This window comes from Porphyrobacter sp. YT40 (assembly GCF_006542605.1).
GTDB lineage: Bacteria > Pseudomonadota > Alphaproteobacteria > Sphingomonadales > Sphingomonadaceae > Erythrobacter.
In genome coordinates, this window is sequence record NZ_CP041222.1 from 400,042 (window position 1) to 419,659 (window position 19,618).

Annotated in this window: 17 protein-coding genes; 9 read left to right on the forward strand and 8 right to left on the reverse strand. The window is 66.3% G+C overall.

Annotated features, from left to right (window positions below; translation table 11 throughout):
• Positions 1-42 precede the first annotated feature (42 nt).
• Positions 43-657 (forward strand): imm11 family protein, encoded by a 615-nt coding sequence (locus E2E27_RS01860; RefSeq protein WP_141457422.1) that lies wholly within the window; start codon positions 43-45, stop codon positions 655-657.
• Positions 658-882: 225 nt separating this feature from the next.
• Here the strand turns inward: E2E27_RS01860 and E2E27_RS01865 are convergent, their stop codons facing one another.
• Positions 883-1,845 carry a right-handed parallel beta-helix repeat-containing protein gene (locus E2E27_RS01865; protein WP_141457423.1) on the reverse strand — a complete coding sequence of 321 codons (963 nt, stop codon included), beginning with the start codon at positions 1,843-1,845 and terminating at the stop codon, positions 883-885.
• 154 nt (positions 1,846-1,999) lie between these two features.
• Between E2E27_RS01865 and E2E27_RS01870 the strand changes: the two genes are divergently transcribed.
• The 6 genes from E2E27_RS01870 to E2E27_RS01895 are packed head-to-tail and all read left to right on the forward strand — an operon-like array spanning position 2,000 to position 7,081.
• Positions 2,000-2,290 (forward strand): hypothetical protein, encoded by a 291-nt coding sequence (locus E2E27_RS01870; protein ID WP_141457424.1) that lies wholly within the window; start codon positions 2,000-2,002, stop codon positions 2,288-2,290.
• 12 nt (positions 2,291-2,302) lie between these two features.
• A complete protein-coding gene (locus E2E27_RS01875; protein ID WP_141457425.1) occupies positions 2,303-2,554 on the forward strand; it encodes a hypothetical protein in 252 nt (83 codons plus the stop codon).
• A 31-nt stretch (positions 2,555-2,585) separates the two neighbouring features.
• Positions 2,586-3,788 carry an acyl-CoA dehydrogenase family protein gene (locus E2E27_RS01880; RefSeq protein ID WP_141457426.1) on the forward strand — a complete coding sequence of 401 codons (1,203 nt, stop codon included), beginning with the start codon at positions 2,586-2,588 and terminating at the stop codon, positions 3,786-3,788.
• Positions 3,781-5,013 (forward strand): CoA transferase, encoded by a 1,233-nt coding sequence (locus E2E27_RS01885; RefSeq protein ID WP_141457427.1) that lies wholly within the window; start codon positions 3,781-3,783, stop codon positions 5,011-5,013. Before E2E27_RS01880 ends, E2E27_RS01885 begins: the two co-directional genes overlap by 8 nt.
• Positions 5,010-6,236, forward strand: a complete 1,227-nt coding sequence (locus tag E2E27_RS01890) for an acetyl-CoA C-acetyltransferase (protein WP_141457428.1) — start codon at positions 5,010-5,012, stop codon at positions 6,234-6,236. Before E2E27_RS01885 ends, E2E27_RS01890 begins: the two co-directional genes overlap by 4 nt.
• The gene (locus E2E27_RS01895) at positions 6,233-7,081 is read left to right on the forward strand and encodes an HTD2 family dehydratase (RefSeq protein ID WP_141457429.1); all 849 of its coding nucleotides are present in this window, start codon (positions 6,233-6,235) and stop codon (positions 7,079-7,081) included. The genes E2E27_RS01890 and E2E27_RS01895 overlap by 4 nt, the downstream gene beginning before the upstream one ends.
• 103 nt (positions 7,082-7,184) lie before the next feature.
• On the opposite strand, the gene ppk2 is transcribed toward E2E27_RS01895, so the two are convergent.
• Positions 7,185-7,958 carry a polyphosphate kinase 2 gene (ppk2, locus tag E2E27_RS01900; RefSeq protein ID WP_502705527.1) on the reverse strand — a complete coding sequence of 258 codons (774 nt, stop codon included), beginning with the start codon at positions 7,956-7,958 and terminating at the stop codon, positions 7,185-7,187.
• Between the two features lie 103 nt (positions 7,959-8,061).
• Here ppk2 and phhA point away from each other — a divergent pair, with 103 nt between their 5' ends.
• Complete coding sequence (phhA, locus tag E2E27_RS01905) at positions 8,062-8,955, forward strand: phenylalanine 4-monooxygenase (protein ID WP_141461488.1); 894 nt, start codon at positions 8,062-8,064, stop codon at positions 8,953-8,955.
• Positions 8,956-9,035: 80 nt separating this feature from the next.
• On the opposite strand, the gene E2E27_RS01910 is transcribed toward phhA, so the two are convergent.
• From E2E27_RS01910 to E2E27_RS01930, 5 genes are all read right to left on the reverse strand, one after another.
• Positions 9,036-9,299, reverse strand: a complete 264-nt coding sequence (locus E2E27_RS01910) for a hypothetical protein (protein ID WP_141457431.1) — start codon at positions 9,297-9,299, stop codon at positions 9,036-9,038.
• 92 nt (positions 9,300-9,391) lie between these two features.
• Positions 9,392-9,667 carry a hypothetical protein gene (locus E2E27_RS01915; protein WP_234036145.1) on the reverse strand — a complete coding sequence of 92 codons (276 nt, stop codon included), beginning with the start codon at positions 9,665-9,667 and terminating at the stop codon, positions 9,392-9,394.
• Between the two features lie 86 nt (positions 9,668-9,753).
• A complete protein-coding gene (locus E2E27_RS01920) occupies positions 9,754-10,557 on the reverse strand; it encodes an undecaprenyl-diphosphate phosphatase (RefSeq protein WP_141457432.1) in 804 nt (267 codons plus the stop codon).
• 218 nt (positions 10,558-10,775) lie between these two features.
• Entirely contained in the window at positions 10,776-12,944 is a 2,169-nt protein-coding gene (locus E2E27_RS01925; RefSeq protein ID WP_141457433.1) for a M13 family metallopeptidase, read from the reverse strand.
• Between the two features lie 158 nt (positions 12,945-13,102).
• Positions 13,103-14,830 (reverse strand): ABC transporter transmembrane domain-containing protein, encoded by a 1,728-nt coding sequence (locus E2E27_RS01930; RefSeq protein ID WP_234036286.1) that lies wholly within the window; start codon positions 14,828-14,830, stop codon positions 13,103-13,105.
• A gap of 328 nt (positions 14,831-15,158) precedes the next feature.
• On the opposite strand from E2E27_RS01930, the gene E2E27_RS01935 reads away from it, so the two are divergent.
• A complete protein-coding gene (locus E2E27_RS01935) occupies positions 15,159-16,397 on the forward strand; it encodes a polyhydroxyalkanoate depolymerase (protein WP_141457435.1) in 1,239 nt (412 codons plus the stop codon).
• A gap of 308 nt (positions 16,398-16,705) precedes the next feature.
• Here E2E27_RS01935 and E2E27_RS01940 read toward each other — a convergent pair whose 3' ends face one another.
• Complete coding sequence (locus tag E2E27_RS01940; RefSeq protein WP_141457436.1) at positions 16,706-19,615, reverse strand: DUF6519 domain-containing protein; 2,910 nt, start codon at positions 19,613-19,615, stop codon at positions 16,706-16,708.
• Positions 19,616-19,618 lie beyond the last annotated feature (3 nt).

Below are 19,618 nucleotides of genomic sequence, written 5' to 3' on the forward strand. Positions count from 1 at the left end.
GCGTTGTGCCTCGCGATGCGGACACGAGTGTGGAGAGGTTTGATGGTGTGGTCCTTTTCCTACGATCCGCTTGGGTCGAGTTACCCTCTGGCCGAGATTGTCGAGGGGCCCGTCGATGCCCTCGAGCTTGTAGATCCCACACCCGACGGCGGGGTGGGTCTGCGAGGGAGCGTTATGTTCTCTGGTCGTCCGGTAAAGCCGGAAACGGTTCCCAGGGTTATCCAGTGGAAATCACGACAGAAAATAGGTGATTATGTGGGGGCCTGGGTCGCAACGGTCAGCGACCGACTGCGCGCGCTGATCGAGGACATCGAGCCCGGGGTTCACCAGTTCGAGCCCGTAGAGTTTATCGCCAAGGATGGTTCTCATCTGGAGGATCGCTGGTTCTGGCAAATCTGCAACCGGATCGATTCGGTGAATCGAGAAGAGACCGACTGGATTCTTTTCCGGGGCGTGCTCTGGGCACCAGACCGAACGAAACTTAAACCTGCAGCTGAAAAAATTGGGTTGGTGTTCGACACCAAGGCCATCGGTGCAGCCTGTTTCTGGCACGACAAACACGATTCAAATTCGAATTACTGCAGTGACAGCACTCACGAGCGGCTGATCGAAGCGGGCATGACCGGCTTTCGCTTCTATCACAAGAAACAAGTCTGATCGGGAAGAAGTACGATGGCGGTACATTTATTCCTTTTCTGGGCAGGCGGCCATCTTTGCGGATTTTGGTGCGCATTTGCCTGCCCTTGGATTGGGTCGAGCAAGTCTCCGATCCTATCGAGGAAGGCACTTGTCCGCCTTCCATTCCCATGCGGTCATTAGCACAATAGCTTTGGCTTCCCGAAAGCGGGCTTTCGACCCGCTTCCCGGAGCAGACGCCAGCCCTCAGCGCGTCTCGTAAGGCTTGATCCCCGCCGCGATCTTATTGCCCTTCATTGTCACTTGCGATGCCGTCCAGTCGGCGAGGAACACCGAGTTCCTCGACAGGCCGGGCACGAAGCGCGCCTCGTTGTTCGTCACCTCCAGCCCGTCCGAGGAATGCAGCAGGTCCTCCGCCCCCAGCGCGATGAAGGCGGAGTAATTCTCCTTGTCGCGCCCTTGGACGAACCAGTTGTCGGCGATCCGCCCCACGCTGCCGGCGGGCAGGTCGATCATGTAATTCGTGCCCTTGCCGTTGGCGTCGTCGAAGCTGTTGTTCTCGATCACCACCTCGGCGCTGCGGGCCTTGACGTAGTGGCCGCCCATCCCGCGCTCAAACCGGCTTTCGCGCACGGTCAGCGAGCCGTAATTGCCGATATAGATCGAATGCGCGCAGCCCGCCGAGTTCTCGCAAGTGCCCAGCCCACTGAAGGTCGAGCGCGTGATGTAGATGCGGCTTTGCGGATCGTCGGCGGTGAGGATGCCCTGCTCGCTGTTCTGGAATCGCGCATGGGCGACATTCAGGGCGCCTTTCTCCAATCGGATGCCCGCCCCGTTGCCGTCGGGCACCTTGATGTTGCTGAAGGTGATGCCGCGGATTTCCGCGCCGATGCCGCGCAGCACGAAGGCGGCCTTGCCCTCGCAAGCGCGGGCCATGAAGGTGACGCTGCCGGGCTCGGGTGCCTCGTAGACGATCACCCCGCCTTCCTGCACCGCGCATTGGCGGTAGGTGCCGGGCTGGATGCGGATCGTGCCGCGCCCGTTGCCGATCGCGTTCACCGCGTCCTGCAGATTGGCGAACCTCTGCCCGCTTTCGACCACGGTGAAGGCGTCGGGCACCGGCTGGGCGCTGGCGGCGAACAGGGGCAGTGCGCTCGCGGCGACGAGGGCGAGGGCGCGCAGGGGCGAGCTGAGGGCGGACTTGATCATACGCGAGACAATATCACCCGCCGCGCCCGCCCCGCTACCGCGTGCGCAGGGGGTGTGCCCATTTGGCACTTGGCGTTTGCGGCCCGCCTTGGCTAAACCCTCCCCCGACCGGACCGCGCTCCACGCGCCCCAAATGAGAGGAGAGACCCGAACCATGCGCAAGCTTTGTGCCCCCGCCGCTCTTGCCGCCCTCACGCTGGCGCTCGCCGCCTGTGGCAGCGCCGACGATGCCTCGACCGAGGCGAGCGCCGATACGGTGGAAATGCCCGCCGACACCGCGCTCGCGCCGGTGAGCGACGAGCCGGTCGCCGATCCCTCCGCCACCGCCACCGATGCGCCCGATGCCATGCCGAGCGGCGATGCGACCGCGGCGGGCGATGCCGGAGCCGCCGTCGCCGCAGAAGCGGCTGCGGCTGCCGAGGGCGACACCGCCCCCGCCGAATAGGGCGCGCTCACCGTGCCGCGTCTGCCGATCACCGCCGCGCCGCTGCTCCTGCTGGTGCTGTCCGCCTGCGGAAGCGAGCGGGCGAGCGCGCCCGGCGGGGTCAGTCCGGGTGAGGCCAAGCAGCTGGAGGATGCCGCCTCGATGCTCGACGAGCGCCAGCTCCCGCCCGAGGCTCTGCCCACCGATGTGCCGCCACCCACCGCGCCCGCAACCGCCGCTCCCGCTGCCGAATTGACAGGCGACGCCGCGCCCGTGCGCCCTTAACAGCGCCATTCCTGCAAGGACGATTGCCACCATGAACGCCCCCGCCAGTCTCTCCGCCCCCGTGAACACCGGCATGGACGAGGACACCTTCGAACAGTTCGCCGAGCAGCTCACCCGCTATGTCCGCGAACGCCTGATCCCTGCCGAAGCGCAGTTGATCGCCGAGGATCGCGTGCCCGAGGAGATCGTGAACGAAATGCGCGAGATGGGGCTGTTCGGCCTGTCGGTGCCCGAGGAATATGGCGGCGCGGGGCTCAACATGACCCAATATGCCCGCGTCGTGAACATCATGGCCTATGCCGCGCCCGCCTATCGCTCGATCTTCTCGATCAATGTCGGGATGTTTTCGAGCGCGCTGAAGAACGGGGCGACCGAGGCCCAGAAGGCCGAATGGTATCCGAAGATCGCCGAGGGCAAGATCGCCTGCTTCGGCCTGACCGAGCCGGGTTCGGGCAGCGACTCGGCCGGGCTTGCGACCACCGCCGTCCCCGATCCGGACGGCAATGGCTGGATATTGAACGGCACCAAGCGCTACATCACCAATGCGCCCTATGCCGATGTCGCGCTGATCATGGCGCGCACCAACAAGGAAGCCCTGCCCAAGAACGCGCACGTCTCGGCCTTCCTCGTGCCGATGGACTCACCGGGCATCTCGCGGGGCAGCCCGGACAAGAAGATGGGGCAGGCGGGCTCGCATATCTGCGACATCATGCTCGACGATGTGCGCGTGCCGGGGGATGCGCTGCTGGGCGGGGAGACCGGCAAGGGCTTCGTCTTCGCGATGAAGAGCCTCGACAACGGGCGCATTTCCGTGGGCGCGGCGGCGACCGGCTATGCGCGGCGCGCACTCGACAGCGCGCTGCGTTACGCCAATGAGCGCAAGGCGTTCGGCGAGCCGATCGCCAATTTCCAGCTGATCCAGCAGATGCTCGCCGACAGCGAGATCGAGATCTACGCCGCCGAGGCGATGATGAAGGACGTGACGGCGCGGGCCGACCGGGGCGAGAACATTCTGGTGAAGGCCGCCGCCTTCAAGGTCTTCGCCTCCGAGATGTGCGGCCGCGTGGTCGACCGCGTGGTGCAGGTCTATGGCGGCGCGGGCTACCTCGCCGAATATGACGCCGAGCGCTTCTTCCGCGATGCGCGCATCTACCGCATCTACGAGGGCACGACGCAGATCCTCCAGCTCCAGATCGCCAAGCACATGCTGCGCGAATGGAGAGAGAATGTATAACCTTCTCAATGACCTCTCAATCGTCGAAGTCTCCAGCTTCGTCGCTTCGCCCACCGCGGGGCTGTATTGCGCGCAGCTGGGGGCGGAGGTGATCCGGGTCGATCACAAGGCGGGCGGGCTCGATTACAATCGCTATATGCTGACCCGCGAAGGGCGCTCGCTCAGCTGGGAGAACCTCAACCGCGCCAAGAAATCCGTCGCGCTCGATCTCCAATCGGGCGAGGGGCGCGAGCTTCTGGTGGAGCTTGCCGCCAAGATCGGCCAGTGCATCACCAACCTGCCCGAGCAGAGCTTCCTCAGCCATGCCGCGATGGCGGCCAGGCGCGCGGACATGATCTCCTTGCGCGTGATGGGCTGGCATGACGGGCGGCAGGCGATGGATTTCACCGTCAACGCCGCCGCCGGATACCCGCTGATGTGCGGGCCGGAGGACTGGGATCCCGCCACCGCCCCGCCTGTCAATCAGGTACTCCCCGCGTGGGACTTCATCACCGGGGCCTATGGCGCTTTCGCCATGCTCGCCGCGCTGCGCCACCGTGACAGGACGGGCGAGGGCAGCGAGGTGCGCCTGCCGCTGGGCGATGTCGCAATCGGGACGATGGCGAACGCGGGCTTGCTCGCCGAAGTGCTCTATCGCGGCGGCGACCGCGAGCGGCTCGGCAATGCGATCTGGGGTGCCTTCGGGCGGGACTTCCGTTCCAGGGATGGCGTGCGTTTCATGGTCGCCGCGCTCACGCCCAAGCAGTGGGCGGGCCTCGTCAAGGCCTTCGGGGTCGAAAGCGGGATCGGCGTTCTGGAGGCAGAATACGGTGTTCACTTCGCCGAGGGTGACACCCCGCGCTTCACCCACCGCGCCGAGCTCTTCGCGCTGTTCCAGAGCGCGGCGGAGACGATGGACTATGCGACGCTCGAAGCGCGCATGGCGGCGGAAGGCTGCACCTTCGAACGCTACCGCACCGCTTACGAGGCGGCGAATGATCCGGTGCTGGTAGCGGACAACCCGCTGTTCGGCCCAGCGCCTGCCAACCCGAGCGGCTTCGATTACCCCGCCACCCGCAGCTTTGCGAACCTGCCGGGGCGCGAGGCAGGCGATCCGGCGCCTGCGCCCTATCTTGGCGAGCATTCCGAGGAAGTACTGGCGGATAAACTCGGCCTCTCCTCGGGCGCGATCGGGAAGCTGGTCGATGCGGGGACCGTGGCTCTTTCGGACAAGGACAAGCAATGACCAGACGCGCCGCCATCTGCACCCCCCTGCGTACGCCCGTGGGCAAGTTCCTCGGCGGGCTTGCGGGGCTGAACGCGGGCCAATTGGGCGCGGTGATCCTCAAGGCGCTGATCGAGCGCAGCGGGATCGACCCGGCGCGGGTGGACGATGTCGTCTTTTCGCAGGGCTACGGCAATGGCGAGGCACCCGCGATCGGGCACTGGAGCTGGCTCGCGGCGGGCCTGCCCATCGAAGTCCCCGGCTTCCAGCTTGACCGGCGTTGCGGTTCGGGCGTGCAGGCGGTGGCGACCGCGGCGATGATGGTCGAGACCGGGATGGCCGATGTCGTCGTCGCGGGGGGCGTTGAGTCGATGTCGAATGTCGAACACTACACCACCGACCTGCGCGGCGGGGTGCGGATGGGGGACATGACACTGCATGATCGCCTCAGCCGGGGCCGGGTGATGAGCCAGCCGGTCGAGCGTTTCGGGGTCATCACCGGCATGATCGAGACGGCCGAGAACCTCGCCAAGGATTACGGCATCACGCGTGAGGAGGCCGATGCCTTCGCCGTCCGCTCGCACCAGAACGCGGCGCGGGCGTGGGCGGAAGGGCGGTTCGCCGAGCAGCTCGTGCCGGTCGAAATCCCGCAGCGACGCGGCGATCCGGTGGTGTTCGACCACGACGAGGGCTACCGCGCCGACGCTTCGATGGAGACCTTGGGCAAGCTCGCCCCCATCGACCTTCGCCGCGATCCCGCAGCCATCGTCACCGCCGGCAATGCCAGCCAGCAGAACGACGCGGCGGCGGCGTGCCTTGTCGTCGCGGAAGACAAGCTGGAGGAGCTCGGCCTGACCCCGATGCTGTGGTTCGGCGGCTGGGCGGCGGCGGGGTGCGACCCTTCGCGCATGGGCATCGGGCCGGTCCCGGCGGTCGAGCGCCTGTTCGAGCGTCGTGGCTATTCGTGGGACGATATCGGGCTGGTCGAACTCAACGAAGCCTTTGCCCCGCAGGTGCTCGCCGTGCTCAAGGGCTGGGGCTGGAGCGGCGACGATTCGCGCCGCGAGATCCTCAACGTCAACGGATCGGGCATCAGCCTCGGCCACCCCATCGGCGCGACCGGCGGGCGCATTCTTGCCGACATGGCGCACGAGATGCACCGGCGCGGGGTGCGCTACGGGCTCGAGACGATGTGCATCGGCGGCGGCCAAGGCATCGCGGCGGTGTTCGAGCGCGCAGAATGAGCTTCGAAGCGTGGATCGGGCGCGAACAGCGCGCAACCGACCGGCTCGACGAGGGGCTGGCGGCGCGCTGGCTCGCCACCTTCGACCTGCCGCGCCCGCATCCGCCGATCATGCCGCAGGGCATACACTTCGCGCTCTGCACCCCCGAGGCCCCCACTGCAAAGCTGGGCGAGGATGGACACCCCGCGCGCGATGACAGCGCCGACAGCTTCCTGCCGCCCTTCCCCATGCCGCGCCGAATGTGGGCTTCGTCCAAGATCGCCTTTCACGCGCCCATCGCTATCGGCGCGGTGATCGAGCGGATCAGCAAGGTCGCCTCGGTGAGCGAGAAGGAGGGTGGCTCGGGCCGCCTCGCCTTTGTCGATGTCGAGCATGTCACCCGCGCCAACGGCACGGTCGCGGTGATCGAGACGCAGACACTGGTCTATCGCGATGCCGCCGCGCCCGATGCGCCGCTCTCCCCGCCGCCGCCGGGTGAGGGCAGCTTCGACGCGTCGGCATGGGAGGCTACCCGCACCCTCATCCCCGACGCGCGCCTGCTGTTCCGCTATTCCGCGCTGACCTTCAACACCCATCGCATCCATTATGACGCGCCCTATGCCAAAGAGGTCGAGCGCTATCGCGGCCTCGTCGTCCACGGCCCGCTCACTGCGAGCCTGTTGTTGCAACTCGCGGCGCGGGAACTGGGCGCGAACCGGCTGCGCCAGTTCGCTTTCCGTGGCCTCTCCCCGGCCATCGCGGGCGAGCCGCTGCATCTGGCTATGCGCAAGTGCGAAGCCGGGTATGACCTCGCCGCCTTTGCGGACGACGGTCGGCAGGTCACGGCGGCGAGCGCAAGCGCCTGATTTCCCCTCCCGCTTGCGGGAGGGGTTTGGGGGTGGGAGCGAGCGCAGCGAGCACTTTCACTTGCCCACCCCCAGCCCCTCCCGCAAGCGGGGGGGAAGTATGTCACCCCTCCCAATCCGCAATCGGCTTCAGCACCTTGTACTTTTCCTTCGCGGGCTTCTTGCCCAGATCGGGGAAGTCGATCGCCTCGGGCTCCTCGTGCGTATCGGGGATGCGGGCGAGCAGATCGCGCACCAGCGTCAGCCGCCCGCGCCGCTGGTCGTTGAAGTCGACGATGGTCCAAGGCGCGTGGTCGGTGTGGGTCGCCTTCAGCATCGCCTCGCGCGCCTTGGTGTATTCATCGTATTTTTCGCGCGCGGCGAGATCGATCGGCGACAGCTTCCAGCGCTTCAGCGGGTCTTCCAGCCGCTCGCGCAGACGCTCTTCCTGCTGCGCCTGATCGGTCGCCAACCAGTACTTAAACAGCAGGATGCCGTCGTCGACCAGCAGCTTCTCGAAGGTTGGCACGGCCTTGAGGAAGGCCTCCACCTGCGCGTCCGACGCATAGCCCATCACCCTCTCGACCCCCGCGCGGTTGTACCATGACCGGTCGAACAGCACGATCTCGCCCGCTGTCGGCAGATGCGCGACGTAGCGCTGGAAATACCACTGGCCCATCTCCGCCTCGGTCGGCTTGGAAAGCGCCACGGTGCGGCACTGGCGCGGGTTGAGACTATCGCGCACCGCGGTGATCGCGCCGCCCTTGCCCGCCGTGTCGCGGCCTTCGAACAGCACCACCACCCGCGCCCCTGTCGCCTTGACCCAGCGTGCCATGCTGACCAGTTCCAGCGTCAGCGGTTCGAGCGCCGCCTCGTAATCCTTGCGCTTCATCCCCACTGCCCGCTCTCCCCATTTGTCCTGACGCGGCTAAGGTAGTATCATCTGCAACGATATGGCCACGCTTGCAGACCCCCAGCCCGATTTCGCCACTCTGCCAGAGATGGCAGCCGATGTCTTTACCGCCCCGCTCGCCCGCCCGGCGCATGTCGGGGAGGACTGGCTCGAGCCCGCGCAGACCGCCTATACTGCCGACGATCACGGCGTGTGGGACGATCTCTTCGCCCGCCAGATGGAGGTGCTCCCCGGAAGGGCGTGCAGCGCTTTCATGGCGGGACTCGAAAAGCTCGATCTCGGGCGCGGGGGCATTCCGGAATTCGAGCAGTTGTCGGAGGAATTGGGCGCGCTGACCGGGTGGAGCGTCGTGCCGGTGCCGATGCTGATCCCCGATCATGTGTTCTTCTGGCACCTCGCCAACCGGCGTTTCCCGGCGGGCAACTTCATCCGCACGCGCGAGACTTTCGACTATATTCAGGAGCCCGACGTCTTCCACGACGTGTTCGGCCACGTGCCGATGCTGACCGATCCGGTCTATGCCGACTATATGCAGGAATATGGCCGCGCCGGGTGGAAGGCGATGCGCTACAACCGGCTGAAGGCCCTGGGCGCGCTCTATTGGTACACGGTGGAGTTCGGGCTGATCGAGGAAGCTCCGGGCGATGTGCGCGCTTACGGCGCGGGCATCCTCTCAGGGCCTACCGAGGCGAAGTTTGCGGTGGAGGCCCAGAGCCCCAATCGCATCATGCTCAACGTCGACCGGGTGATGCGCACCGACTACGTCATCAGCGATCTGCAACCGACCTATTTCGTGATCGAGAGCTTCGCCGATCTCTACCGGCAGACAGTGGAGCGCGACTTCGACCGGCTCTATCGCAGCCTGCCGGCTGGCTTCACCTATGCCAATTCGGCGGTGATCGACGTCGACAACGTGCTGCACCGGGGCACGCAGGAGTACCACCTGCGCGGCGGGCGCGGCAGCGGGGCGACCCCGGTCTAGGCCAAAGGAAAGCGGCCCGGAACCGAAGCTCCGGGCCGCCTCATCGCGCTTTGACCGTGACCGGCCAGGGAGCGTCGCGATTACTGGCCGGTGGCCTCGTCCATGGCTTCGCCCTGCTTTTCCATGGCGTCCGCCTTGTCTTCGGCGTTGTCGACCATCGCGTCTTCCTGCGCGTCGGTGATCTGGCCGGCATCTTCCATCGCGTCAGCCTTTTCTTCGACGGCTTCGGCGTTCTGCTCGCCGGCGTCTTCCATGGCGTTCTCGTTCGGGCCTTCGCAGGCGGCGAGCGAAAGACCGAGGGTGGCGGCGAGGATAGTGGCGGTGTGCTTGGCAGTGAACTTCATGACGCTCTCCATTATCGGCGCGGCAGGCGCGTGCCTGCCAGACCGGGTGAAAGTGCATCATCGGGGCAATGTTCCATCGCCCCGCAGAATTTTTATGTGCTCGAGGACAGCCTGCGCCGTGCGACGGCATGATAGATCACCAGCGCTGCCGATGTCGCTGCCAGTGCGATGCCAAGGCTGAGGAAGGACAAGCTGCCGATCATCGTGCCCTCATTGGCGATCTCGCCCGCGATTACCGAGACCAGCATGCCCAGCAGCACCTGACGCAGGATCACGCCGGGCGCTTCCGTGCGCGCGAGGATCGAGGCCAGCCAGCCCAGCGTAGCCCCCAACACGATCAGCACCAGCAACGCCATTGTGTCTGCCATCTCCGCAAAATCATCCGGCTGGCTATCAGCGCGGACGGTTCGTTTTTCCTAACCCTCGGGAAGGCGGCTGGTTCCAGCCGAGAGCATCAGCGCAAAGTCAGCCACGCCAGGCCGATGGTTCCGGCCACGATCCGGTACCAGGCGAAAGGGGCGAACCCGACGCGGGTGATGATCGCGACGAACAGCTTCACCACCACCAGCGCAGTGACGAAGCCGACCGCCGATCCGATCCCGATCAGCTCGATGTCGCGGCTGGTCAGGTCGGAACCGTATTTCGCCAGCTGATAGATGGTCGCGCCGGTGAGCGTGGGCACGGCGAGGAAGAAGCTGAATTCGGCAGCGGTCTTGCGGTCCACCCCGAATGCCATCGCGCCGAGGATCGTCGCGCCCGAACGGCTGACGCCGGGGATCATCGCAAGGCACTGGACAAGGCCGATCAGCACGGCGGTGCGCAGCGGCACGCCCGACACGCCCGGCCCTTCCGCCGGCGGATTGGCCCAGCGCTCGATGGCGAGGATCGCGATGCCGCCGATGATCAGCGACCAGCACACCAGCACCGCATTGCCGAGCATGGTCTCGATCATGTCACCGAAGGCCAGCCCCAGCAGCACCGCCGGAAAGAACGCGACCAGCAGGTTGCGCACAAATGCGAGCGCGCCCTTCTCGAACCCCAGCAGACCCTTGGCCACATCCCAGAATGTGCGCCAATAAAGCACCACGATGGCGAGAATCGCGGCGGGCTGAATGGCGATATTGAACACCTCCCACTCGCTCTGGTCGAAGCCCAGCAGTTCGGTGGCGAGGATGAGGTGCCCGGTCGAGGACACGGGGAGAAACTCGGTCAGTCCTTCGAGGATGCCGAGCAGGATGGCAGCGAGGGTGTCGGTCATGGCGGCAGGGCTTTGACGAGGCGTGGCGGCAAGTCAAACCAAAAGGCCCGCCCGGATGATCGGGCAGGCCAATGGTTGACTTCTCACCCGGCCCGCTATCGGACGGGCCGCGAGCGCAAGCGCGCGAGCCGCAGGCGCCCGGACCCCGGACTTGATCCGGGGGGAGGAGCAGCGCCGAGGACGTGCCCGCGGATGCGGGCACGCAAACAAGCGACTTCTTACCAGATGCGCACGCGCTCTTCCGGCGGAATGTACATCGCATCGCCCGGCTTCACGTCGAAGGCCGCGTACCATTCGTCGAGGTTGCGGACGACGCCGTTGACGCGGTATTCCTCGGGGCTGTGGCTGTCGGTGACGAGGCGGTTGCGATAGTTCGCCTCGCGCTGGGTCGAACGCCACACCTGCGCCCAGGCGAGGAAGAAGCGCTGGTCGCCGGTCAGCCCGTCGATCACCGGCACATCCTTGCCCTTGGTCGCCAGCTTGTAGGCGCGGTAGGCCATCGAGAGCCCGCCGACATCGCCGATATTCTCGCCCAGCGTCAGGCGACCGTTGACGCAGGTTTTGCCGTCATCGAGCGGGCAGAAGGCGTTGTACTGCGCCACCAGCCGGTTGCCGAGCGTATCGAAGGCAGCGCGGTCCTCGTCGGTCCACCAGTTGCGCAATGCGCCGCTGGCATCGGACTTGGAGCCCTGATCGTCGAAACCGTGTCCCATCTCGTGCCCGATCACCCCGCCGATCGCGCCGTAATTCACCGCGATGTCGTTGGTCAGCGCGAAGAACGGCTGCTGGAGGATGCCTGCGGGGAAGACTATCTCGTTCTTCACCGAGTTGTAATAGGCGTTCACCGTCTGCGGCAGCATGCCCCATTCGGTGCGGTCGATGGGCTCGCCCAGCTTGGCGACATTGTCCGCCTGCCGCCAGGCCGCCGCCGCCATGCGGTTGGCGATCGGGTCGCCCGCCGTGATGGCCAGGCCTTCATAGGTTTCGAGATTGGGGCGATAGCCGATCTTGGGATCGAAGCTGTCGAGCTTGGCGAGCGCCTGAGTCTTGGTCGCCTCGCCCATCCAGTCGATCTCGGCAATCGATTCGCGCAGTGCGAGACGCAGGTTCGCCACCAGCTCGTCCATCGCCGCCTTGTTTTCGGGCGGGAAATAGCGCGCGACATATTCCTTGCCGATCAGTTCGCCGAGCAGGCCTTCGGACTCGCCGATGGCGCGCTTCCAGCGGGGGCGCTGTTCGGGGGTGCCGCGCAGGGTCTTGCCGTAGAATTCGAAGCTCGCCGCATCGAAGCGCGCAGGAAGCACCGCGGCGTGATCCGACAGGAATTCCTTGGCCATCCACGCCTGCAAGGTCGCGACCGGGGTTTCGCCCAGCAGATCGAGCATCCCCGGCAGGCCGGTGCCGATCTTGGCGAGGGTTTTCTCGTCGAGCTTGTATTGCGCAACTTCCTCGGCCGTCGGCGGCATCAGACTGACGACGAAACCGGGGCTCTGCGCAATCCCGATTTTCTCGATCATCGCGGTGACCGGCACCTTGCCGCTGATCGCGGCGAGTTCATCGGCGGTCAGCAGGTTGTAGGTGAGATCGCGGTTGCGGCGCACCGCGCGGTCCCACGCCACTTCGCGCGCGATCCGGTCTTCGAAGGCATAGACCGCCTCGGCCGCCGCCGCGGGATCGGCATAGCCCGCCTCGCCCAGCAGGAAGGCGAGGTATTCCTTGTACTTGGCCTGGATCGCCCGGCCCTTCTCGCTGGTGTCGAGATAGTAATCGCGGTCGGGCATCCCCAAGCCGCCGAAGCCGACATTGGCGATGTGGCGATCGGGCTGCTTGGCATCGATCCCGACGCCCGCACCGATCGGGCTGGCAAAGCCGGGCTCGGCCCACAGCATCGCCAGATCATTGAGGCTGCCTGCACCCATGATGCGCGCAAGGTAAGGCTGCGCCGGGGCAAGGCCCGCCGCTTCGATCGCTTCGGTGTCGAGATAGGTGCGGTAAGCATCGAGGATGCGGCGCTCGTCATCCGAGAGGCTGGCGGCATCCTTCGCGGCCAGTTCGTCCATCAGCGCCTTGACGTCGGCGGTGCTCTTTTCGCCCAGCAGCGTGAAGGCGCCGATCCGGCTGAATTCGGGCGGGAGCGGGTTGGCGTCGATCCAGGTCTTGTTGGCATAGGCGTTGAAATCGTCGCCCGGTTTGATGTCCTCCGCGAGATATTCGGGATCGAAACCCCAGCTGCCGAAGCTCATGCTCGGCAAGGCAGAGGCTTCGTCAGCGCTGCCGGCCTGAAGCATATCGGTGTGCTCCGAATGGTCGTGCGCCTCGTCGGCAAAGGCGGGCGCGGCGAGCGCGAGCAAGCTTGCGCCGATCAAGGCGGCGGTTCTGATGATCATGGTGCGATAGTCCCCGAAAAGCTGTGGCAGGTTGCCAGCATGGCGCGACACTAACGCGGAACGCGCCAAAGGGTTGCGCTTCGTCAGCCGGGGACAGCCATTCGTCGATTTGGTTCGGTGGGGCGGGAGGTCTGTGCCGCGCGTCAGCGCGGCCGAAATCAAGCAGCCGCGCCGGTGAATTGGAGGCTGGCAAGGCGCGCGTAGAGCCCGCCGGCCTTGCTCAGCGCGTCATGCGTACCCTGTTCGATAATCCGGCCACCCTCCAGCACCACGATCCGGTCCGCCGCGCGCACCGTGGCGAGACGGTGAGCAATCACCAGCGTGGTGCGGTTCGCCATCAACCCGTCGAGCGCCTGCTGGACGAGCTGCTCGCTTTCGGCATCCAGCGCGCTGGTCGCCTCGTCAAGCAGCAGGATCGGCGCATCGCGCAGCAGCGCGCGGGCGATGGCGACGCGTTGCTGCTGCCCGCCCGACAATTGCGTGCCGCCTTCGCCCAGATAGGTGTCGAGCCCCTGCGGCAGGGCGCGCAGGAAGCTCTCGGCATTGGCGGCGCGGGCGGCCTGCCAGATGTCCTCGTCGGTCGCGTCCCACTTGCCGTAGCGCAGATTGTCGCGGGCATTGGCGCTGAACAGCACCCCGTCCTGCGGCACCAGCGCGAGCCGGGCGCGGATGTCGGCGGGGTCGGCGCTGGTCAGCGGCACCCCGTCCATGCGGATCGTGCCGCCTTGGGGATCGTAGAATCGCTCGACCAGCTGGAAGATGGTCGATTTCCCTGCGCCCGAAGGCCCGACGATGGCGACCGTCTCGCCCGGCTCGATCTCGAGCGTGAAATCCTTGAGCGCTGCTGTCTCTGGACGGGCAGGGTAGCGGAAGGTGACATTGCGGAAGCTGAGGCTGCCGCGCGCGGGTTCCGGCAGGCGTTCGGGCCGGGCCGGGGCGGCGATTTCGGGGCGGGCTTCGAGCAGTTCGGCGAGCCGGCTCGCCGCGCCCGCGCCGCGCAGCAGATCGCCATAGACCTCGGTCAGCGAGCCCAGCGCGCCTGCCACCAAGCCGCCGGTGATGACAAAGCCGGTGATCGTGCCGCCGCTGATCTCGCCGGTGGTGACCGCAATCGCGCCTCGCCACATCACCAGTGTGACGCCGCCGAACACCAGCAGGATCACCACCGTCGTCATCGCCGCGCGCAACAGGATTCGCCGCCGCGCCGTATCGAAGGTCGCCTCGACCACGCTGGCGAAGCGCTCGCCCTCGCGCCGTTCCTGCCCGAAGCTCTGGACGATCTTCATCGCCGAGAGCACCTCAGTCACATAGGCGCCGACATCAGCGATGCGGTCCTGGCTGGTGCGCGAGACGTTGCGAATCTTGCGCCCGAAGAAAACGATCGGCGCGATCACCAGTGGAATGCCGATCAACAGGCCCAGCGTCAGCGACGGCGCGAGGTAGATCAGCAACCCGATCCCGCCGACCGCCGTCAACGAATTGCGCAAGGCCACGGAAACCGTGGTGCCGACCACGTTTTCGATGATCGCCGTGTCGCTGGTCATCCGGCTGGAGATTTCCTTGGGGCTGTTGACCTCGTAGAAACCGGGCGAGAGACGCAAGAGATTTTGCTGCACTTTCAGCCGGATATCGGCCACCACCCGCTCGCCCAGCCAGCTGACGTAGTAGAATCGCAGCGCCGTGCCGAAGCCGAGGATCACGACGATCATCAGCAAATACTGGAAGGCATGGGCGATGTCGTCGGTGGTCGCACCGCTGGTGAAGGCCTCGTCGACGATCACCTTGAAGCGATAAGGGATCGCCAGCGTCGCTGCCGAGGTGATCACCAGCGCCAGCAGCGCAAAGCCGATCTCGCGCGGATATTGCAGCGCCGCGCCGAACACCATCCGCAAGGGCGCGAGCGAGCGGGCCTTGGGGGGCTTATCACCGGGCTCGCCCTCCACGGGCAGCGCTGCGACCACCGCTTCACCCGCCGCTTCCGGCAGGGTCTGGGGGGTGTCGGACAGCTCGCGCTCGGGGGGTTCGCCATGCATAGGTGCAGCGCTCTAGCGGCGCGGCGCGCGAATTTCACGTGCAAAAAGCGGCAGAGCGATCCGCCTGCGCGACAGCGCTGAACACAATTGTGCGTTGCACAATGGCAGGTGAAGGCGCATCTGTAGGGGCAAGGCGCCACCGGGATAAGGTGCCAAACCGTTCGTCGCTTGAGGTAAATCCATGCTTTATCACGCTTATGAGCTTCAGCGCAGCTGGATGAACAGCGCCAGCGCGCTCGCTTCGATCAGCGCCAATGTGCTCGCCAACCCCGCCAATCCGCTCGCCGCATTCGGCATGGGGCCGATGGCGGCCAGCGCGCTCGATGTCTTCGCCCATGCCACCGCGCATTACGGCAAGCCCGCATTCGGGATCGACAGCGTCACAATCGACGGCAAGCCGCACGCGGTGGTGGAATCGACCGTGATGAAACGCTCCTTCGGCGATCTTCTGCGCTTCCGGGTCGAAGGCGCTCCGGCCGACCGCCCGCGCCTGCTGATCGTCGCCCCGATGAGCGGCCACTACGCCACCTTGCTGCGCGGCACGGTGGAGCGGATGCTGGAGAGCTGCGAGGTCTTCATCACCGACTGGGCCGATGCGCGGATGGTGCCGACCAGCGAGGGCAAGTTCGATCTCGATGACTATATCGATTATCTCATCGACTTCGCCGAGCACGTCCATTCCGACGCGAACGGCCAGCGCATCCACATGATGGCGGTGTGCCAGCCGAGCGTTCCCGCCTTTGCCGCCACGGCGCTGATGAACCTGCACAAGTCGCCCGCAACGCCCGCCACCCTCACCATGATGGGCGGGCCGATCGACACGCGCGAATGCCCCACCGTGGTCAACAACATGGCGATGCAGCGTCCGATCGAATGGTTCCGCCAGTCGGTGATCGCGACCGTGCCGATGAAGTATCCGGGCGCGGGGCGGCGGGTTTACCCCGGCTTCATGCAATTGAGCGCCTTCATGAGCATGAACCTGTCGAGCCACATGATGAGCCATTACGAGATGTTCAAACACCTCACCATCGGCGACGAGGCGAGCGCGCAGGCAACCAAGACCTTCTACGACGAATACCGCGCGGTGTGCGACATGACGGCGGAGTTCTACCTTCAGACCGTGGAGGAGGTCTTCCAGAAGCATTCGATCCCCAAGGGCGAGTTCCGCCACAAGGGCGAACTGGTCGACATCACGCAGATCACCGATACCGCGCTGCTGGCGATCGAGGGCGAGCGGGACGACATTTCCGGCCTCGGCCAGACCCGCGCGGCGTTGAAGCTGACGCCGAATCTGCCTGACGACAAGAAGCGTTACTACATGGCCGAGGGTGCCGGGCATTACGGCATCTTCAACGGCAGCCGCTGGCGCACCAAGGTCGCGCCGGTGGTCGAGGAATGGATCGCCGCGCACGGCGGCTGATGCGTCGGAGAGGTGACGGGCCGAGCCCTGTCACCCCCGAAGATCCGGCTTGTTCCAATCGTGATGGCGCGCTGCGGCCCCATAGAGCCGCGCCTTGCGCTTGGCCTGCCCGGACACGGCGCGGGCCCCGAAAGCACGTGGGCGACAGCCTTGATGACTGCCGCCCGATGCACTTGGGTTTCGACCCTATGACCTAAAAGCAAAGTAGAACTGACACTATGGACAGACACTCAACCCAATCATTGAACCGTTTGCTAGTGCCCGATGATGTTCTGCCAAAGATGAGCTGAAGTCAAGATTAAATCGCTTCAGCCGGTCAAGTTGTCACGATTCGTGCAACGTCCGTCGAGGGCATAGGGCTCCCTTGCGCCGATTACGGCGTTGTCGGCGACGATCCACTGCTTGGTGGCCGTGGTGCCGGTGACAGCGACCGGATCCACCCGCACGCCGACTCGGCACTCGCGCATCGAATTGCCACGCACGGTGAGCATCCGTCCGATTGCGCCCGCCAGCCGGATGCCGTCAGTCTCGATGAGGTGGAAATTGCCGTTGCGCACCTGCGTGATACGCGCCTGATCGGCATGGGGATCGGCGGTTTCGAGCAGGATATCGTTGTCGGTCACCCAGGCGCGTTCCGGGTTGGCGATCTGCACCCCGCAGCGCTGCATGTCAAAGGGCACGGCCGCCATCACGATGCGATTGTCGCTCACCCAGGCCGAAGGCGCGGGCATTCTCTCGTTCCCTGCCCCGCCCCTGATGCTGCGCGCAATGCGGATGCCGGTCGCGACACCTGAGAGGGTATTGCCGCTCACCCGTATGGCCGCCGCGCGCGACCCGCTACCCTGTGGTGCGGTGCGCGAACCGGCAACGATGATCCCCACCTCGATGGTGGGAGTGACGGACCTGAGCACGAAGTTGTAGAGGCTTCGGAACATCGTCGATGTGCCCCCCGCCACCACGTCGCCGCCATTGGTCCACAAGCGCTGCACCGTGCGCGTCATCAGCAACCGCCAGCGAGCATTGTTGACGCGCGGATTGGCGCGGTCGAAATTGGCGATGAAGGTGGTCCAATTCGCAGCCGTGACCGCGCTCGCGGTGTAGAAGCGGATGGGCGTGCCCGACACCGTATGGCTGATCTGCCGGAACAGCTGTTCGGTCGCTCTGCGGGCGGGCCGGGTGGTGTCTTCGCCCACGGGCAAGGCATGGCTGAAGGCGAGGCGCGAGAGCAGCGCGGTGATCCGCTTGTCGCCGAACCAGCGCTCGGTGGTTCGCTCGGCACGTTCGGCGCGCGGGCGGATGCGGTTGCCTTCGATGCGGACATCGGCACCGTCGAGGATCAGGATGCCCGAGGTCAGATCGCCGGCGACAATGTCGTTATCCTCGATGATGCAATCGCCGCTGCCGGGCAGGGTGCCGCTCTGGATGCGCAGACACACCGCCTCGCGCGAGCGCGGCGCGCTCACCAGCAGAACGGTGCGCGCGATCCGCACCGGGCCGCAATTGCTGCAATCGAGCGCCCCGGTGATGCGCTGTCCCGCGCCGGTGCCCTTCTTTTCGGCGAAGTTCTGCTCGGCCGCGATGCTCATGTCGCTGATCTCGACCGAAGCGCAATCCTCGAAATGGAGCGCCTGCGCGCGTCCGTGGCACCAGATCTTGGTGCCGGGCCCCGCGCCGACCAGCTTCAGGTGCCCCTTGCCCGCGATCCGGACGGGGGCGGCGAGCGGGTAGTTGCCGGGCGCGAAGCAGATCTTGCCGTTCTGGTTCGCACCGATCTCGTCGAACACCCGTTCCCACCCCTCGCCCGGCAGGGCGTGCCAGGTGCAGCACGCCGCATCGCGCGTCGCGAGTGCGTCGATCGCTTGCTGCACATTGGTGGCATCGAGCTGGGCGATGGTGTCATCGAAGCGGATATCGACCGCGCGCTGATCGGTTAGCGGCGAGAAGACATCGCGCAGATCGTCGGTCACGGTGAGGACGCCGTTCCCGGCGCGGCGGATCAGCGCGAGCGGCGCGTGGCGGCGGCGGCCTTCGCTGGGCGCGTAGAAGCCGACCGAGGCGGAGCCGATGGTCACGCTGCGGTCGGCGGGCTGGTAGGGCGGCCACATGATGTCGCCCAGCACGGTGCGCGCCGGGATTGTCCAGGCGCTGCCGCGTGCATAGTGGCCGGCGCAGAAGCGCACCTTCACGCCCTTGGACAACACCACCCAGGCATTGCCCGCCGGGATGGTCACCGGCATGCTCGCCCAGCGCCGGACGCGCACCCGCCCGCTCAGCGCCGAGGCGGGCACGCCGTCGATCACCAGCGCCTGGCCGACAGCGCTGGTGATGCGCCCCATCGGCCCAGGCTCGCCCGTACGCTCGCGCGCGTCGTCGAGGATCTCGACGATGGCATCGACCGGGAACCACGCCCCGGCCCGCTCGATCGGCAGGTCGAGAGCAAAGCCCGCGCCCGAGGCGCGCAGGCCCGCCTCGATCCCGGCATCCTCGGCCCATTTGAAGGTTGCGGTGCCGGGCGCGCCGGATGCGTGCACCTCCACCCGATAGAGCCGGTTGACCTGATCGAGATAGCCTGCCGTCGGCGGCAATTCGCAGGGGCCGGGATCGGTGGTCTCGGCCTCGGTCTGGACATCGGCGTCGAGCCCGCCGGTGGTGCCGCGCCATTGCGGGATCGCGGGCCACTGGTTGGTGGCAAAATCGCTGCGCAGCTGCTCGGCGGTGAAGCCGGTATCGGCGAGGCGCACCACTCGGATCGCCCAGTCCACCTCCTCGCGCACCACCGGATCGACCCCGCCCAGCGCCGGGTCGGAGAGGAAGGGCTGCACCCCCGCGCTCGACGGGCGCAGCACCGCTTCGGCGTAAACAAGGCCGGCGGTGTTGTTGCCGAGGATGGTCGTCAGCGCCGGGAAGCTGGCGGCGGGCTGCTGCGCGGCGTAATCGAGCTGCGCGGGATTGTGGAGCGCCAGCCCTTCGGCATAGAGGTGCCCTTCCCCGACGGTCAGAACGCCGCCTGCAAGGCTGACGGCGAAGCCCGCCTCCTCGCGCGGCGCGCCGTGCTGGCCGATGACATGGCGGGCCAGCAGCTCCGCGCGGTCGGCGGTGATTCCGGCCTGCTCGTTCCAGTCGGCATCGACCAGCGGACGGCCCTGTTGCAGCAACACGGATCGCACCCCTGCCCTGCGGGCCCGTTCGCGCGTGTCGCGGGTAAAATCTCCGCGCATCCT

Coding starts and splice junctions, on each gene's coding strand:
- E2E27_RS01860 (WP_141457422.1), top strand. CDS start 43: ATGGTGTGGTCCTTTTCCTACGATCCGCTTGGGTCGAGTTACCCTCTG.
- E2E27_RS01865 (WP_141457423.1), bottom strand. CDS start 1,845: ATGATCAAGTCCGCCCTCAGCTCGCCCCTGCGCGCCCTCGCCCTCGTC.
- E2E27_RS01870 (WP_141457424.1), top strand. CDS start 2,000: ATGCGCAAGCTTTGTGCCCCCGCCGCTCTTGCCGCCCTCACGCTGGCG.
- E2E27_RS01880 (WP_141457426.1), top strand. CDS start 2,586: ATGAACGCCCCCGCCAGTCTCTCCGCCCCCGTGAACACCGGCATGGAC.
- E2E27_RS01885 (WP_141457427.1), top strand. CDS start 3,781: ATGTATAACCTTCTCAATGACCTCTCAATCGTCGAAGTCTCCAGCTTC.
- E2E27_RS01890 (WP_141457428.1), top strand. CDS start 5,010: ATGACCAGACGCGCCGCCATCTGCACCCCCCTGCGTACGCCCGTGGGC.
- E2E27_RS01895 (WP_141457429.1), top strand. CDS start 6,233: ATGAGCTTCGAAGCGTGGATCGGGCGCGAACAGCGCGCAACCGACCGG.
- phhA (WP_141461488.1), top strand. CDS start 8,062: ATGGCAGCCGATGTCTTTACCGCCCCGCTCGCCCGCCCGGCGCATGTC.
- E2E27_RS01910 (WP_141457431.1), bottom strand. CDS start 9,299: ATGAAGTTCACTGCCAAGCACACCGCCACTATCCTCGCCGCCACCCTC.
- E2E27_RS01915 (WP_234036145.1), bottom strand. CDS start 9,667: ATGGCAGACACAATGGCGTTGCTGGTGCTGATCGTGTTGGGGGCTACG.
- E2E27_RS01920 (WP_141457432.1), bottom strand. CDS start 10,557: ATGACCGACACCCTCGCTGCCATCCTGCTCGGCATCCTCGAAGGACTG.
- E2E27_RS01925 (WP_141457433.1), bottom strand. CDS start 12,944: ATGATCATCAGAACCGCCGCCTTGATCGGCGCAAGCTTGCTCGCGCTC.
- E2E27_RS01930 (WP_234036286.1), bottom strand. CDS start 14,830: ATGGTGTTCGGCGCGGCGCTGCAATATCCGCGCGAGATCGGCTTTGCG.
- E2E27_RS01935 (WP_141457435.1), top strand. CDS start 15,159: ATGCTTTATCACGCTTATGAGCTTCAGCGCAGCTGGATGAACAGCGCC.
- E2E27_RS01940 (WP_141457436.1), bottom strand. CDS start 19,615: ATGCGCGGAGATTTTACCCGCGACACGCGCGAACGGGCCCGCAGGGCA.